This window comes from Bradyrhizobium sp. MOS001 (assembly GCF_004634465.1).
In the GTDB taxonomy this organism is placed as follows: domain Bacteria; phylum Pseudomonadota; class Alphaproteobacteria; order Rhizobiales; family Xanthobacteraceae; genus Bradyrhizobium; species Bradyrhizobium barranii.
This window is the reverse complement of record NZ_SPVJ01000018.1, coordinates 62,516-77,607: the sequence shown is the minus strand read 5'-3', so window position 1 is coordinate 77,607 and position 15,092 is coordinate 62,516. Positions and strand designations below refer to the sequence as shown.

Sequence of the window (15,092 nt, the reverse complement as noted above, 5' to 3'; positions counted from 1 at the left end):
GCCGCGCGCTTCTATCCGGATTGCACGGCATCGCCGCCAGCCGCGCGACCTGGCCACTGCAGGTTCGCGCACCCCACGCGAGTTTGTCAGAGAGATTAACTCGCGGCGAGCGAGCCCGAAGGCGGAGACGCCAATTCGGCAAGCAATTCGCTGGCCGCTTTCAGGACGGGCGTATTGAACCCCTCGGTGAATCGTCCATAGATGGGCGCAAGCACGTCTTGCGCTTCACTGCGGCGGCCCCGCCGCTGCAATAGCCCTGCAAGACCGATTGCCGTGCGCAACTCAAAACCGAGCGCCCCCTGATGTCGGGCAAGGTCAAGTGATTGCGCCAGGCTCCGCTCCGCCTCCAGGAAGTCGGGATTGTCCTTGCGGATCAGCACTTCTGCCCTTGCCCGCAACATGTCCGGCATCTCCACCATGAAGTTGCGACGCCGACCCCGGGCAATCGCCTGATCGAGGATGTCGAGTGCTTCATCTCCACGACCTGTCGCCGCCAGAGCTTCCGCGAGCGGCACGCAAAGTCCGGCCGCCGCGCCGTAGCGCTGGCTCTGCAGCTTCTTGACGGAGGCGTTCAGCATGGCCAGCCCGAATCACTCTCGCCGCGGGCCAGTAGCGCAATCCCTTTCATGGCGTCGCCGACCGTCTGGAGGGTGGCGAGATTATGCTTGCGGGTCTCCACGAGGAGCCTGTCAATGTGCTCCTCGCACACCCCCACATCTCCGTTCCAGAGGAAAACACCGAATGCCCAGGGCAGCGCTATGCACAGTATGGTCGGATGGTTGATGGCGATCACATCGGAGATGGCTTGGCGCGCCGTCGCCGTGGCCTGATCGGGATGTCCCTCGAGCCACAAGATGCGGGCGAGGGTGATTTGAGGACGCTTCGGGTAATCGGACGTCAGGCCGCCACGGGAGTCGCCTTCCAGTCCCGGATGGGACTGCGCCGCTTCGACGTACGAGCGAGACGCGGCAACCTCGCCCAGATAGTGGCACGACGTTCCGAGCAACATGCGCATGCGCGCCACTCCGACGGAATCGTTGCTGGCGAGGGCAATCGCTTCGCCGCGCTTAGCGGTGGCCAGCGCATCGTCAAAATTGCCGACCAGCAATTGGAGCAGATGCAGTCGGCCAATCAGGCGGATTTGGCCGGCGACATCGCCAATTGTCTCGGCCAACCTGACCGCTCTGTCGAGATAGCCGACGCCCAATTCGTCGATTTGTCCCGTCAGCATCCGGGCCGACGCCAACGCGGCATGAAGTGCGAGGTCGTGCCTGACACTTCCGCCCGTCTCATGAAGCGCTTCGATTGCGCGCGTGACCCAGAACTGGCATTCGGTGAAGAGCGACAGCTTGAAGAACAGGGGGATCGCTGCCGCAGCGAGGCGGACGCCGGTTCTGCGGTCGCCTCGATCCGAGAAGCACCACGCCAGCGCGCTGCGTATGTCGCCGAATTGATCGGCCATCGACGACAGGCCTTCATTCGGCTCGTCGGCCGTCTTTTCAAGCAAATCCCGAAAGTAGGAGGCGTGGCGTAGCGGCACGATCTCGGCGTCGGGGCTGGCGGCGAGCTTCTCCTGCGCGTAGGCCCGCGTCGCGTCCGCGAGCCTGTAGCGCATCGATTGCGAGCCCTGGTTCAGGGCAAGCATCGACTTGGCCACGAGGTTGTCGAGCGCAGCCATGGTCGTGTCGTCGCTAGTGGGATCGCTGCCGGCGATCGCTCGGGCGGCTTCGGCGGTGAAGCTGCCGACGAACACGGATAGCTGGCTGAGAACCACCCGTTCGGGCTCGGATAGAAGATCGTAGCTCCACTCGATGGTTGCGCGAAGCGTCCGGTGCCGGGGCAGCGCCGTGCGTCGTCCTTCCCACAGCAGATTGAAGTGCTTGTCGAGGAGTTGGACCATGGCCTTGACTCCGTATGCGGTCACATGGCCGGCGGTGAGCTCGATCGCGAGCGGGATGCCATTGAGCCGACAGCAGAGGTTGCCGACGTCCGACGCGTTCGCATCCGTCAATCCGAACTCACCTCCAGCTGCGGCCGCGCGCTCCACGAAGAGCTTTACGGAGGGGTAGGCAATCGCGCTCTCGGCCGTCAGAACGGCATTTTCCGGCGGGCTTGTCAGAGGCGAGAGCCGATATGTGTGCTCGCCTTCGACCCGCAGCAGCTCCCGGCTCGTGGCCATGATGTGCAACTGCGGTGCCTCCTGGTAGAGCCGTTCGGCCAGCGCGGCTGCGGCGTCGACGACATGCTCGCAGCAATCCAGAATGAGCAGCATCCGCCGGTCGCGCAGGACTGCAACAAGACTGTTTGAGGGATCGTCCGATCGCGCCCGCAGCCCGAGCGAAGATGCTGCAATGGCCGGTACCAGAGCGGCATCGCGGGTCTCACCGAGACTGACGAAGTGAACCTGGCCGGCGAATTCCGCGAGAAGGGCGTGGCCCGCGGAAACAGCGACCGTCGTCTTGCCGATGCCGCCCGGGCCGACGACCGTGATGAAACGCTGGGCTTTGAGCCTTTCCGATATATCCTGGATGGTTTGCTCGCGGCCCACCATCTGCCAGGGATGTGCCGGCAGGTTGTGCGCGCGAACAGGCTTGGTCGGTGCAGGTTGATTCTGCTCCGGGCTCGCGGCCGAACCGACGAAACAATAACCCTGTCCCGAGACCGTGCTCAGATATTTGGCGCCGGCATTGCCGTCCCCGAGCGCCTTGCGGAGTGCTGCGATATGGACGCGCAAGCTGTTGTCATCGACGCTGGAGCCTGGCCATGTCCTGGCGATCAAATCGCTCTTGCTGACGACGTCGCCCGCATGCCGGATCAGTGTCAGCAGAAGGTCAAATGCGCGAGCCGACAGTTGAACCGGATTGCCATCTTTCTCGATCCGTCTCTGCGAGGCGTCCAGACGAAACGGCCCAAAGACGAAAATCTCTTGAGCGGAGCTCTCCTGGAGAGAGGGTCCGGTCGTGGCTGTTGTGGCGTTGCTCTGCCAGCGGTGGACCATTTGAAAATATTAAATCCGACGACCGACTCGTCGTACTCTATGACTTGAACTCGGGCCGAAACGTGTGACCGCGGTGGCAGCTCCAAACGTAACATCCAGCAGTATCGCGGTAAAGGATCACCGATGAATGTCGCTGATCACTTTCGTCCGGAGGGCAGGGAACTCCGGGGAGAGTCCCGATTTTTTGGGAACGACCGTCGATTGGGGAAATCTCCGCCAATGGGTGATCTCATCGGATCAACACGGGCTTGAGAAGATCCTCCAGGCCGATCCGGCGGAACAGTTCCGTGCGAGCGCGGTCGGCGACGGCGTCGACAGCTGCCGCCCCATCGTCATCCGGGCCGAAATGAACTTTCAGCGGACGTTGTCCGAACGGCATGTTCACGACATTCGCAACTGTGCTTGCGACATCTTGTGGGGCCGTATCCTTCGGCGAAAGCTGCGCGAGTCCCGCAAGCGCGATTTCACTCACGTCGGCGGTTGGACCATCCGCGTATTCTTCCGCCCGAACAGTATCCTGCGGCCGGCCGGATCGGACATAGTGGCCGGGTCCGAGAGCACTGGGAACGATGATGGTCGTCTCGACGCCCCAACGTGCGAGCTCGCCGGCGTAACTGAGTGCCAGCGAATCCAGGGCGGCTTCCGTTGAAGCACAGGCGCCGAGGAACGGAACCGAGCTGCCCCGCGCGCTGCTTGACGTGATCCATATCAGCAAGCCCTGACCCTGCTTGCGCAATTGTGGCAACGCCGCGCGATTGAGGCGCTGTGCGATCAGGACGTTGGTATCGTAGAGCTCGGCAAGCTGCTCCGGCGTGAAGGCTTCTGCGGGTCCGTAAACGACTTGCCGGGCATTGTGCACGACCACGTCGAGGCGGCCGTTTTCGGCGATGATGGTCTCAACGGCCGAGGTCACTGAGGATTCCGAAGAGACGTCAAACTCGATCGTGCGGAGATCGGGGCCGGGCTGGCCGGGATTTGATCCAGCCTCCTCGATCCCTTGCGCAATAGGGCCACTCATTTCCCGGCTTGAAACGTAGACCGTGTGGCCTGCCTGCATCAGTTGCCGGCAGGTGGTTCGTCCGATGCTGTTTGCAGCACCCGTGACGATGATCACTTTGCTCATTCGATTCCCAATCGCATTCCAGCCTCTGCGGCGCTGGCGGCCCCGTCGCGACACGGTCCATCGTTCGGGAGTCGACCGCCGCCATCGTGCGAAGCGCATCTGGAATAGGGCGGGGCGCAGGGTGGGTCTTTTCGGGCATCACGATCGATTGTCAAATTGCACGAAAAATTTCGAGAATGCCCGAAGCCGGATCCGGTCCGGCGAACGCCGAAGACAGTTCAGGCGTGCCTTCGCGAAATTGGCGGTGGGTTCGAAAAGATCGGGCCTTGGCCGCCGGCTACAAGGAGGCTGCGTCGCTCGAAAGAGCGCCGCGCGCACCCGATTGCCAGGCGGTCTGCGCATCGCAAAGGAGACCGGATGAATCAAGGCAAGCTACCACGTTCGGGGCTTGGGTCCCTCGTCCTGATTGCGGCCGTGGTCGGCGGCGGCGCGGCTGCCTTCGCATACACTGCGGGATGGCTCTCGCCGGGGCGCCTGACGCCGGAACGGATGATCGCTGCGCTGACGCCTCCGAGCGGCCCGCCGCTCGGGCACCGGCGAAATCATGCCAAGGGAATCTGCTTCACTGGGACATTCGAGGCGAATGGAAACGGTGCGGAGCTCTCCCGGGCCAAGGTCTTCGCGCAGGGGCACTATCCGGCCTTGGGCCGTTTCAATCTCGGCACGGCCGATCCGAACGCGGTTGATGCGACCGTGCGCGTCCGCGGCCTGGGATTGCAGATCACGACGGCAGACGGCGAAGAGTGGCGCATGGCGATGATCAACCCGCCGGTCTTTGCGGTTTCCACGCCGCAAGCATTTCACGACCTGCTGATCGCATCCGGAAAGAAGGATCCGGAGGCGATGAAGGCATTCATTCAGGCCAACCCGGAATTCGGCCCCTTCGCGGCCTGGGCCAAGACGGCGCCCTGGACCGGCAGTTATGCGGAGGAGCCCTATAACGGTCTCAACAGCTTCGTCTTCACGGACGCCGGAGGCGGCGACCACACCGTGCGATGGTCGCTGTTGCCCTCGGCGCAACCCATTCCGATCTCGCAGGCCGACCTCGAAAAGCGCGGGCCGGATTATCTCGAGCAGGAGATCACCGAACGGGTCCGGACCGCCGGTCCACTGCGATGGACCATGGTCACGACCGTCGCCGATCCGGGCGACCCGACCGCGGATCCGAGCAAGGCCTGGCCGGAGAACCGTCGCAAAGTGGAGGTCGGAACGCTGATCGTGCAGCGGATCGAGCCGGAGCGCGATGGACCGTGCCGCGACATCAATTTCGATCCGGCGGTCCTGCCACAGGGAATCCGGGTGTCGGACGATCCGTTCCCGGCTGCACGCTCATCGGTCTACCGCAAATCCTACGATCTGCGCGCGGCCGAAGCCAGGGACTATCCGCGAACCGGGACCGCCAAGCCATGACCAGCGCTCCTCATCGTTTTGCCCTGATCCAGCGGGTTCTGCACTGGCTGATGGCGGTCTGCATCCTCGCCATGCTGTTCATTGGCGTCGGCATGGTCTCCACGGTCGCGCCGAAATATCTGCCGCTCATCCTGGTCCACAAGACGATCGGCGTCATCCTGCTGGTCCTCGTGCTGATCAGGCTGGCGTTGCGGCTGCATTACGGTGCGCCGCCATTGCCGGCCGATCTTTCGAGACCTATGAAGTTTGGAGCAAAATTGTCGCATCAGCTCCTGTATGGCCTCATGATCGTCATGCCGTTGCTCGGTCTCGGCATGCTCTGGGCCGCGGCCTATCCGGTCGTCCTGTATGGCGGGATCCGAATTCCCGCGCTGCTGCCGCAGAGCGACCTGATGCACACGCTGCTCTGGAATGCCCACGTCTATCTGGGTTTCGCTTTTTTTGCCCTTGTGCTGCTGCATCTGGCGGCGGGGCTGTTCCACGCATTGATCCGTCGCGATGGCGTATTCGCATCGATGTCGCTTCTGCCGCTGCGGGACAGGGTGACACAAGTGAAATGAACCCGCGGCGCGCCAGCGGGCGCCCCTCGCAGGCGTGCGATCCCAAAAGGATCTTTCGCGCTGGAAAGATTCCTCGCGCACCGCGCGGTTAGATGTTTCCAACCTCCAACACAAGGATGCCGACCATGACCAAAGCAGACCTCCAAAGCCCGACGGATCTCGGAGCGAATGCGAACCGGGACGTTCCAGCCGCGCTGAGAGCGCTGCTCGCCGACGTTTTCGCTCTCTACCTGAAGACCAAGAACTTCCACTGGCACGTGTCGGGCAGCCACTTTCGCGACTACCACCTTATGCTCGACGAGCAGGCCGACCAAATCTTCGCCATGACTGACGACATCGCCGAACGCGCACGCAAGATCGGCGGCACGACGCTACGCTCGATCGGCCACATCGCGCGCGAGCAGCGCATTCTCGACAACGATGCCGACTATGTCGATCCGCAGGACATGCTCGCCGAGCTGCGCAGCGACAACCAGCAGCTAACGCGGGAAATGCGCCGGGTCCACGAGCTCTGCGACGAGTACGGCGATGTCGCCACCGCGAGCGTCCTGGAAAACTGGATCGACGAAACGGAACGGCGCATCTGGTTCCTCTACGAGACCGGCCGAAGCGGCCAGAACCCGTAAGTGCAAAGCACGCCGTTGGGCCGGGAGGCGGGTAAAGGATGAGCAGCCTCTCGGAACTCCTGCCGGATGGCGGCGTCAAGGCGGAGCGCCTGCTGCTGCGTGAGCTCGCGCACCGGATCGACGACGAGCTCGCCTCGGCGATTGATCTGGTGGCGCAGGCGGCCGATCGTTGCGACGGCATCGAAGCGAGGGCGACCCTCGCTTCCGTGCAGGACCGGCTGGAAGGTCATGCACAACTTCACCACGCGCTGCAAATGCCGCAGTTCACCACCACCGTCGATCTGGCGGCCTATCTTCAGCAATTGTGCCGGTCGATCAGCCGCTCGAGCCTCGAAGACAAGGGTATTGCGCTCTCGCTGCTGCTGCATCCGCTGCAGATGAGTTCCGAGCGCTGCTGGCTGCTGGGGATGATCGTCTTCGAACTGATCACCGGTGCGGTGCGCCACGTGTCCCACTGCGGAGCAGGCGCCATTCGTCTCGAAGTATGGCTCACGGCGACGTCGGTTGCGTGCAGCATCATGGACAACGGCTCGTCCGACGAAAGTCGGTACCGGGAAGAGGACCGCTCCATCGTCGAGACGCTTGCGGCGCGTCTGCACGGGACCATCGACGTCCGCGGCGGCTCCGACGGGTTCAGGACCGTCGTGACCATCCCGCGCTAGTCGCGATCCTCGCGCAACGGTCCGTATCGTGCGGATCAAATAATATCGCTGCGTCCTCGAAAGATGAGTTGGGACAGATCTCGATACGCTTGCCCTATTCATGATCTGCGGATCGTCGTGCGAACAAGGGTCAAGCCATGACGGACATGTCGAACTCGAAGGCCTCGCTCGGATGGGCCATCCACGCCATCACCGGAAAATGGGGCTGGTTCGTTGCGCTGGGTGTCGGCGAACTGATCCTCGGCGGTGTTGCATCTGCCAATCTGATGGCGGCGAACCTCGCGTCCGTACTGGTCATCGGCGCCACCATGGCGGTCGCTGGCATTTTCCAGATCGTGCAAGCGTTTTCAGTGCGCGGCTTGCGAGGATTCCTGCTTTGGCTACTGGCCGGGATCGTCTATGCGGCCGCCGGGGCCATCATACTCTACGATCCGATCCTGGCTTCGTTCACGCTGTCTCTCGCAGTGTGCGCCTTCCTGGTCGTAGCCGGGGTGATAAGGATCTGGGCCGGTTTCCATATCCGGCCGGCCGCGGGCTGGCGTTGGATCGTGGCTGCGGGCGTCCTGACCTTCTGCGTCGGTGTCATGCTGGTTGCGGCTTGGCCCGCCATCGGTTTGTGGCTGCTTGGTGTGATGCTGGTCGTCGACCTGATCTTCCAGGGATGGGGATTCATCGCATTCGGGATCGCGCTCAAGAGCCGCGCGTCGCGCCATTCGCCCCAGCCGGCGACGGTATGAGTCATGGCGAAAGGCTCGACATTCACGCGGCATTGGGAGATTGCCTGGCGCGGCGGTCAGACGAAGTCGACCTCGCGGCTGGTTGCCGAGGAGACCGCGATCGCGCTCACCTATAACGGTTCGACCCAGGCGGTGATGATGGGCACGCCGGGAGATCTGGAGGATTTCGGTATCGGCTTCAGCCTCACCGAGGCCATCGTCGAACGTGCGAGCGAGATCAGCAGCATCGAGCTGATCCCGAACGATCTCGGCGTCGAGGTTCGGATGTGGCTCGATGGTGACCGCGCGGCATCCCTGGCTGCACGGCGCCGAACCATCAGCGGCCCCGTTGGCTGCGGGCTATGCGGCATCGAGAGCCTCGAACAGGCTCGCCGCGCGCCGGCGCGGGTGAAGGGCCGGGGCATCGTTTTCCACGCGCGCGACTTGCTGGGCGCCATGCAGGCCCTTTCTCCGCACCAAATCCTGAATCAGCAAACGCGGGCCGTCCACGCGGCGGCCTTCTGGCATCCGCGGGCCGGCGTCGGCCTGGTCAGAGAGGACGTCGGCCGGCACAATGCGCTCGACAAGCTCGCCGGTGCGATCGTACGCGAGGGGAGATCGGCGTGCGATGGCGCCGTGCTGCTGACCAGCCGGGTTTCGGTCGAGATGGTGCAGAAAGCGGCGATGCTCGGCGCACCGGTCATCGTGGCCGTATCCGCACCCACCGCACTCGCGATCAAGACCGCGGATGAAGCGGGGATCACGCTGCTCGCGATCGCGCGCGATGACGGATACGGCGTATTCACGCACCCGCGTCGCGTTCTGCTGCCGGATCAGGCCGCAACGCACGCCGGCTGCTGACCTCGCGGGGCGGCGCACATGGCGATGCAAGCCGTATCTCCGGAACCGGTCGCCGAGACCGGAAGCGTCGTCCATGCTGCGGAGCGATCGGTTCTCGTGGCGTCTCTTCTGAGCATGACGGGCGGCTTTCTCGACGCCTTTACATGGCTCTCACTCGGCGGCGTGTTTGCAAGCTCGCAAACCGGCAATGTCATCTTCCTCGGCATCGACGCCATGTCCGGGCAATGGCGGCAGGCAACCCATCATCTTCTTCCCCTTGCCGCCTTTCTGCTCGGCGCATCGCTGGCAATCCGCCTCAAGGCACCGCTGCTCTGCCTCGCCGGAGAGATCGTCTGCCTGGTCGCAGTGATGCTGTTGTTTCATCGGATTCCGGACATGATCACGATCCTCGGAATCTCCTTCGGCGCCGCGCTGCAGTCGGCCAGCTTCAGGCAGGTCGAGCGCTGGAAATATCTCACCGTCACCGTCACCGGCAACATGCTCCGTGCCCTCGATCAATCAGTTGCGTCCGATCGCGATGCGGCGCGCGGCACCGCAGTCATGCTTCTGGTCTGCCTGATGTTCCTGTCGGGGGCCGCCATCGGGGCCTGCGTGACGAAATGGCTGCACGCCTGGAGCCTTGTCCTGCCGATCGCATCGTCGGTGAGCGTTCTTTGGCTCTGCCGGCCACAGCTGCGAAGCTGAACCGTCGATCTACGTCCCATGATTTTGCTCGTTGACGGTGCGGAGCGCGCACCATGCCATTCGGCAAAAGGACGTTCATTCACGGAAGCATGCGCGTCATGCGGTGCATACACTTTCTAGCAGCGCCGAGATGGCCTTTCGACGTCAACTGCCAAGAGGCACGGATGAACAACCTTCGCAAAGAGACGGACAGCCTGGGTGAAGTGGACGTTGCCGCGGATAAGCTCTGGGGGGCGCAGACGCAGCGTTCGCTCGAGCATTTCAGCATCGGCAAGGACCTGATGCCGCGCGAAATGATCCAGTCCTACGCGATCCTGAAGAAGGCGGCCGCGGACGCCAATTGCGCCGGCGGCCGTCTCGACGGCAAGGTCCACAAGCTGATCGCGCATGTCTGCGACGAGATCCTCTCCGGCCAGCATCAGGACATGTTTCCGCTTCACGTCTGGATGACGGGCAGCGGAACGCAGTTCAACATGAACGTGAACGAGGTGATTTCGAACCGATCCTGCCAGCTTGCGGGCACGCCGCTCGGGAGCAAGCACCCGGTTCATCCGAACGATCACGTCAATATGTCGCAATCGTCAAACGACAGCTTTCCCTCGGCCATGTACATCGCAGCCGCGATGAACGTGACCGGGCGGCTCGTTCCGGCGGTCGAGGCGTTGCACGACGCAATCGCGGCAAAATCGAGCCAGTGGGACGACGTCGTGAAGATCGGCCGGACCCACATGCAGGACGCGACCCCCCTGACGCTCGGGCAGGAATGGTCCGGCTACGCCGGCATGCTCGCCGACGATCTGGCCCGCATCGACGACGCGCTCAAGGGCGTCTTCCGGCTCGCCCTGGGCGGCACGGCCGTCGGCACCGGCATCAATGCCGCGCCGGGCTTCGCCGAGGCCGTCGCCGCGGAAATCGCGCGGCTGACGGGGCTGCCCTTCGTCAGCGCACCGAACAAGTTTGCCGTCCAAGGTGCGCATGACGCGCTGGTGCAGCTATCCGGCACGCTCCGCACGCTCGCGGGGTCGCTCTACAAGATCGCGAACGACATCCGTCTGATGTCCTGCGGCCCGCGCGCGGGCTTCGCCGAATTGCTGATCCCCGAGAACGAGCCGGGTTCGTCGATCATGCCGGGCAAGGTCAACCCGACGCAGGCCGAAGCACTGACGATGATCGCCGTGCAGGTGATGGCGAACGACGTCGCCGTCGGGTTCGGCGGAGCCGGCGGCTATCTGGAAATGAACGTCTACAAGCCGCTGATCATCCACAACATCGCGCAGTCCGTTACCATCCTGACCGATGGTTGCACCAATTTCCGCACCTTCCTCGTCGAGGGCACCGAGCCGAACCACAGGAAGATCAAGGAGTATGTCGAGAGATCGCTGATGCTCGTGACTGCGCTGGCGCCCGTGATCGGCTACGACAAGGCGTCGCACATCGCGCACTATGCGATGGACAACGATCTCACGCTGAAGTCGGCGGCGCTCAAGCTCGGTTTCGTGACCCAGCCGGAGTTCGACCGCATCGTGGATCCCGCCAAGATGGTCAAGCCCTATGTGGCGGAGATCAAGGTGCCGCTCGCAATCGGCGCGAAGGCCGGCTGAAGGGACGGCGGCAATGATCCGGTGCGTCAGACTCTGGACGGGTGCGGATGGCAAGTCGCACTTCGAGGATGGCGTCGTCGAGCTCGCGCGCGGGGCGAGGGGCAATGCGCTCAGCGCAAAGCTTCGGATCGATGCCGCTTCGTTCCACGAAACGGATGCAGATCCGAAACTCGGCTGGCATCCCGACGCGGCGCGCCAACTCGTCATGTCCCTGAGCGGGACGCTACGGTTCGAAACGGCGGATGGAAGCTTCACGCTGCGCCCGGGCGATGTCCTGTTCACGGAAGATACCGGTGGGACGGGCCACAATTGGACCATGACGGACGAGGCGCCGTGGCGGCGCCTCTACACGGTTCTCGAGCCGGACGCCGAGGTGCCGTTCCGGTCCGAACGACGCCGCGCAGGCGGCGCAACCACAATGCAAGGAGAGACACGATGATCCGCTGTGTGCGCCTATGGACCGGAGAGGACAACAACTCGCATTTCGAGGAAGGCTTCCTCGAAATGGAGCCGGGACAGCGCGGCGACTTCCTGACCGGAAAGATCGATGCCGCCAGCGTCTCCTTTCAGGAAACGGAATCGGGCGGAGCTTTCGCCTGGCACACCGCGCCGATCCGGCAGCTGGTGATCACGCTCAGCGGAACGCTCGATTTCCTGACGCGTGACGGCCACCACTTCCTGCTCCACCCCGGCAACATCCTGCTGGCGGAGGACACCGCCGGCTCGGGGCATAGCTGGAGATTGACCGACGATTCATCCTGGCGCCGTGCCTACGTGATCCTGCGCCCGGGAGCGGACGTGCCGTTCCGCGCCAAGGTGCGGCAATCGGTGCGGGCCTGATCGAGCCATCCAAAGCAGCAACACCCGACGAAGGAAATAGCCATGTCAGCAGCTTCCGACCGCGAAACTGATGTCGTCCTCATTGGCGCCGGCATCATGAGCGCGACCCTCGGCGTCTTTCTCAAGGAGCTCGAGCCCTCTCTGTCGATCCAGATGTGCGAGATTCTCGGGGATTGCGCGCAGGAAAGCTCCGACTCCTGGAACAATGCCGGTACCGGCCACGCGGCGAACTGCGAGATGAACTATACGCCGCAGCGGCCCGACGGCAGCATCGACATCTCCAAGGCGCTCCAGGTCAATGTCGAGTTCGATCTGTCCCGGCAGTTCTGGTCCTACCTGATCGGTCGCGGAGCGATCGCGGATCCGCAAGCGTTCATCCATCCGGTGCCGCATATGAGCTTCGTGCACGGCGCGGAGAACGTCGAATTTCTCCGGAAACGGTTCAAGGCGATGTCGGCCCATCATTGCTATGAGGGGATGGAGCATACCGAGGATTCCAAGAAGATTGCCGAATGGGCGCCGCTGGTGATGGACGGACGGAGTGGCGACGAGCCGGTTGCCGCAACACGGATCATCACCGGCACCGACGTCGATTACGGCTCGTTGACGCATCTGCTGGTCAAGCATCTGGTCAGCCAGCCGGGCTGTGCGGTCCACTACAACAGCTGCGTCACCGGTCTTGACCGGGAGCAGGGCGGCCGGTGGCGCGTCGAAGTGCGGGACACCGCGAGCGGCGAGACGCGATCGGTGCGCGCAAAATTCGTCTTCATCGGTGCCGGCGGCGGTGCGCTGCCATTGCTGGAGAAATCCGGTATCCCGGAGGGGCGCGGCTATGGTGGTTTCCCGGTCAGCGGGATCTGGCTGCGCTGCGATGATCCCGAGATCAACAAGCGTCACCATGCCAAGGTCTACGGCAAGGCCGCGGTCGGCTCCCCGCCGATGTCGGTGCCGCATCTCGATACACGGGTGATCGGCGGCCAGCACTCGTTGTTGTTCGGTCCCTATGCCGGCTTCTCGAGCAAATTCCTCAAGCACGGCTCGCTGCTGGATCTCTTCGAGTCCATTCGTCCCCCCAACGTCAAGCCGCTGCTTTCGGTGGCGCGCGACAATTTCGATCTCACCGAATACCTGGTCGGGCAGGTGCTGCAATCCGAGGGCCACCGGCTCGCGGCGCTCGACGAATATTTCCCGAAGGCCGACCCGAAGGACTGGAGATTGCAGGTCGCGGGCCAGCGGGTCCAGATCATCAAGCCCAATGTCAAGCGTGGTGGGTTGCTCGAGTTCGGGACCGAGCTCGTCGGCGCGGACGATCATTCGCTGGTGGCCCTGCTCGGTGCTTCACCGGGGGCGTCCACCGCCGCGTTCATCGCCATCAGCGTGCTCGAGAAGTGCTTCGCCGGCGAGCTGACGGCAAGCGCCTGGCTGCCCAAGCTGAAGCAGATCATCCCGTCCTATGGCGTGTCGCTGATCGACGATGCGGATTTCTGCCGCCAGATTCGTGCAGCGACCGCTGCGGTCCTCAAGGTCGACAACATTCCGCAGCCGGCCGCACGCGCGCCGGCGGCCGCGAAGCGGGCGTGAACCAACGGAGAATGTTCGATGGACCCGACGGCGCTCCTTCTGTCGCGGCTGCAATTCGCCTTCACCATCTCGTTCCACATCATCTTCCCGGCGTTCACGATCGGGCTTGCCGCCTGGCTCACCGTGCTCGAAGCGATGCACCAGTACAGTGGCAAGCCCGTCTACCGGACCCTGTTCGCGTTCTGGCTGAAGATCTTCGGCGTGGCGTTCGGCATGGGCGTCGTATCGGGCGTGGTGATGGCGTTTCAGTTTGGAACGAACTGGAGCGTGCTCTCGAAGATGTCGGGCCCGATCCAGGGCCCGCTGCTCTCCTACGAGACCTTCACCGCCTTCATGCTGGAAGCGGCCTTTTTCGGCATCCTCATCTTCGGTCGCCCCCGGGTGCCGCCCTGGTTCTACCTGTTCTCGACGGCGATGGTCGCGCTCGGGACGACGCTTTCGGCGTTCTGGATCATGGTCAACAACAGCTGGATGCAGGTGCCGACCGGCTACGTCCTGCAGAACGACCAGTTCGTGCCTGATGACTGGACGCAGATCATCTTCAATCGCGTGGTCTGGGTCCGGTTTCCGCATATGCTGCTCGCGTCCTACCTGACCGGCGCGTTCTGCGTGGCGGCAACCGGCGCGTGGTATCTGCTGCGGCGGACCTATCGCCCCGAGGCCCATGTCATGCTGCGGATGGGCCTTGCGCTTGCGGCGGTGCTGCTGCCAGTCCAGCTCTTCATCGGGCATCTCGTCGGCGACTATGTCCACGATTACCAGCCGGCCAAGTTCGCCGCGATCGAGGCGCGCTGGCATGACGAGCAGCCGGCCTCCGAGGTGCTGATCGCGATCCCGGATTCGAGCACCGAATCGAACAAATATGCGATATCGATTCCGGTGCTCGGGAGCATCATCGGCAGCATGAGCCTGACGTCGAAAGAGGTCGGCCTCACCAGCTTCGCGCCGCAGGACCGGCCGCCGGTGTTGATCCCGTTCTTTGCCTTCCGCATCATGGTCGGCTGCGGCTTCGTGATGCTGGGATTGGCCTGGCTCGGGACCTGGCTCGGCCTCAAGCATCGGCTCGATCGGAACCGCCTCTTGCTGTGGGGCATCTTCCTCAGCTTCCCGCTGCCGTGGGTCGCGATTCTCACCGGCTGGTACACCGCGGAAGTGGGGCGCCAGCCATGGACGGTCTATGGCGTGTTGCGGACTGCAGACGCCGTGACGCCGTTCCTGACCGCGTCGGCTGCGATGACTTCCTTGATCCTGTTCGTCGCGGTCTACGCCTTCATCTTCTCATTCGGGACGTATTACATCTATAAGCTGCTGCGTGCCGGCCCGGCGGGACTCGGCGGCAGGCCGCTCCACGTTCCCGTGCCCAATCGGCCGATGTCGCTCGCCGATCAGGTGCCCTCCGCACGCAGCTATCTCGGGGCGGGAGAATAGCC

15 protein-coding genes are annotated in these 15,092 nt (G+C 63.5%); 12 read left to right on the top strand and 3 right to left on the bottom strand.

Features of this window, described 5'->3' with window-relative positions:
• Window positions 1–95 precede the first annotated feature (95 nt).
• From CT676_RS45310 to CT676_RS22425, 3 genes are all read right to left on the bottom strand, one after another.
• Window positions 96–578: a hypothetical protein gene (locus tag CT676_RS45310; RefSeq protein WP_244623234.1), complete on the bottom strand. Its 483-nt coding sequence runs from the start codon at window positions 576–578 to the stop codon at window positions 96–98.
• Window positions 572–2,998, bottom strand: a complete 2,427-nt coding sequence (locus CT676_RS22430; protein WP_244623233.1) for a winged helix-turn-helix domain-containing protein — start codon at window positions 2,996–2,998, stop codon at window positions 572–574. The genes CT676_RS45310 and CT676_RS22430 overlap by 7 nt, the downstream gene beginning before the upstream one ends.
• A gap of 229 nt (window positions 2,999–3,227) precedes the next feature.
• Window positions 3,228–4,121, bottom strand: a complete 894-nt coding sequence (locus CT676_RS22425; protein WP_085401048.1) for an SDR family NAD(P)-dependent oxidoreductase — start codon at window positions 4,119–4,121, stop codon at window positions 3,228–3,230.
• Window positions 4,122–4,478: 357 nt separating this feature from the next.
• Between CT676_RS22425 and CT676_RS22420 the strand changes: the two genes are divergently transcribed.
• The 12 genes from CT676_RS22420 to CT676_RS22365 all read left to right on the top strand — a co-directional run bounded on the left by CT676_RS22420 (window position 4,479) and on the right by CT676_RS22365 (window position 15,090).
• Window positions 4,479–5,531, top strand: coding sequence for a catalase family peroxidase (locus tag CT676_RS22420; RefSeq protein WP_085401765.1), 1,053 nt, complete (start codon window positions 4,479–4,481; stop codon window positions 5,529–5,531).
• Window positions 5,528–6,091, top strand: a complete 564-nt coding sequence (locus tag CT676_RS22415) for a cytochrome b/b6 domain-containing protein (RefSeq protein WP_085401764.1) — start codon at window positions 5,528–5,530, stop codon at window positions 6,089–6,091. The genes CT676_RS22420 and CT676_RS22415 overlap by 4 nt, the downstream gene beginning before the upstream one ends.
• Window positions 6,092–6,216: 125 nt before the next feature.
• The gene (locus tag CT676_RS22410; RefSeq protein ID WP_063986515.1) at window positions 6,217–6,717 is read left to right on the top strand and encodes a DNA starvation/stationary phase protection protein; all 501 of its coding nucleotides are present in this window, start codon (window positions 6,217–6,219) and stop codon (window positions 6,715–6,717) included.
• Between the two features lie 38 nt (window positions 6,718–6,755).
• Window positions 6,756–7,379 carry a histidine kinase dimerization/phosphoacceptor domain -containing protein gene (locus tag CT676_RS22405; protein WP_085401763.1) on the top strand — a complete coding sequence of 208 codons (624 nt, stop codon included), beginning with the start codon at window positions 6,756–6,758 and terminating at the stop codon, window positions 7,377–7,379.
• 137 nt (window positions 7,380–7,516) lie between these two features.
• The gene (locus tag CT676_RS22400; protein WP_085401762.1) at window positions 7,517–8,116 is read left to right on the top strand and encodes an HdeD family acid-resistance protein; all 600 of its coding nucleotides are present in this window, start codon (window positions 7,517–7,519) and stop codon (window positions 8,114–8,116) included.
• Between the two features lie 3 nt (window positions 8,117–8,119).
• A complete protein-coding gene (fdhD, locus tag CT676_RS22395; RefSeq protein WP_085401761.1) occupies window positions 8,120–8,956 on the top strand; it encodes a formate dehydrogenase accessory sulfurtransferase FdhD in 837 nt (278 codons plus the stop codon).
• A gap of 18 nt (window positions 8,957–8,974) precedes the next feature.
• A complete protein-coding gene (locus CT676_RS22390) occupies window positions 8,975–9,640 on the top strand; it encodes a YoaK family protein (RefSeq protein WP_085401760.1) in 666 nt (221 codons plus the stop codon).
• Window positions 9,641–9,804: 164 nt separating this feature from the next.
• The gene (gene fumC, locus CT676_RS22385) at window positions 9,805–11,241 is read left to right on the top strand and encodes a class II fumarate hydratase (RefSeq protein ID WP_135215370.1); all 1,437 of its coding nucleotides are present in this window, start codon (window positions 9,805–9,807) and stop codon (window positions 11,239–11,241) included.
• A gap of 13 nt (window positions 11,242–11,254) precedes the next feature.
• Complete coding sequence (locus tag CT676_RS22380) at window positions 11,255–11,680, top strand: hypothetical protein (protein ID WP_085401758.1); 426 nt, start codon at window positions 11,255–11,257, stop codon at window positions 11,678–11,680.
• Entirely contained in the window at window positions 11,677–12,081 is a 405-nt protein-coding gene (locus CT676_RS22375) for a hypothetical protein (RefSeq protein ID WP_085401757.1), read from the top strand. Before CT676_RS22380 ends, CT676_RS22375 begins: the two co-directional genes overlap by 4 nt.
• 42 nt (window positions 12,082–12,123) lie before the next feature.
• Complete coding sequence (gene mqo, locus CT676_RS22370) at window positions 12,124–13,662, top strand: malate dehydrogenase (quinone) (protein WP_135215369.1); 1,539 nt, start codon at window positions 12,124–12,126, stop codon at window positions 13,660–13,662.
• 18 nt (window positions 13,663–13,680) lie between these two features.
• Window positions 13,681–15,090, top strand: coding sequence for a cytochrome ubiquinol oxidase subunit I (locus CT676_RS22365; RefSeq protein WP_085401755.1), 1,410 nt, complete (start codon window positions 13,681–13,683; stop codon window positions 15,088–15,090).
• The last annotated feature ends 2 nt before the right edge of the window (window positions 15,091–15,092 follow it).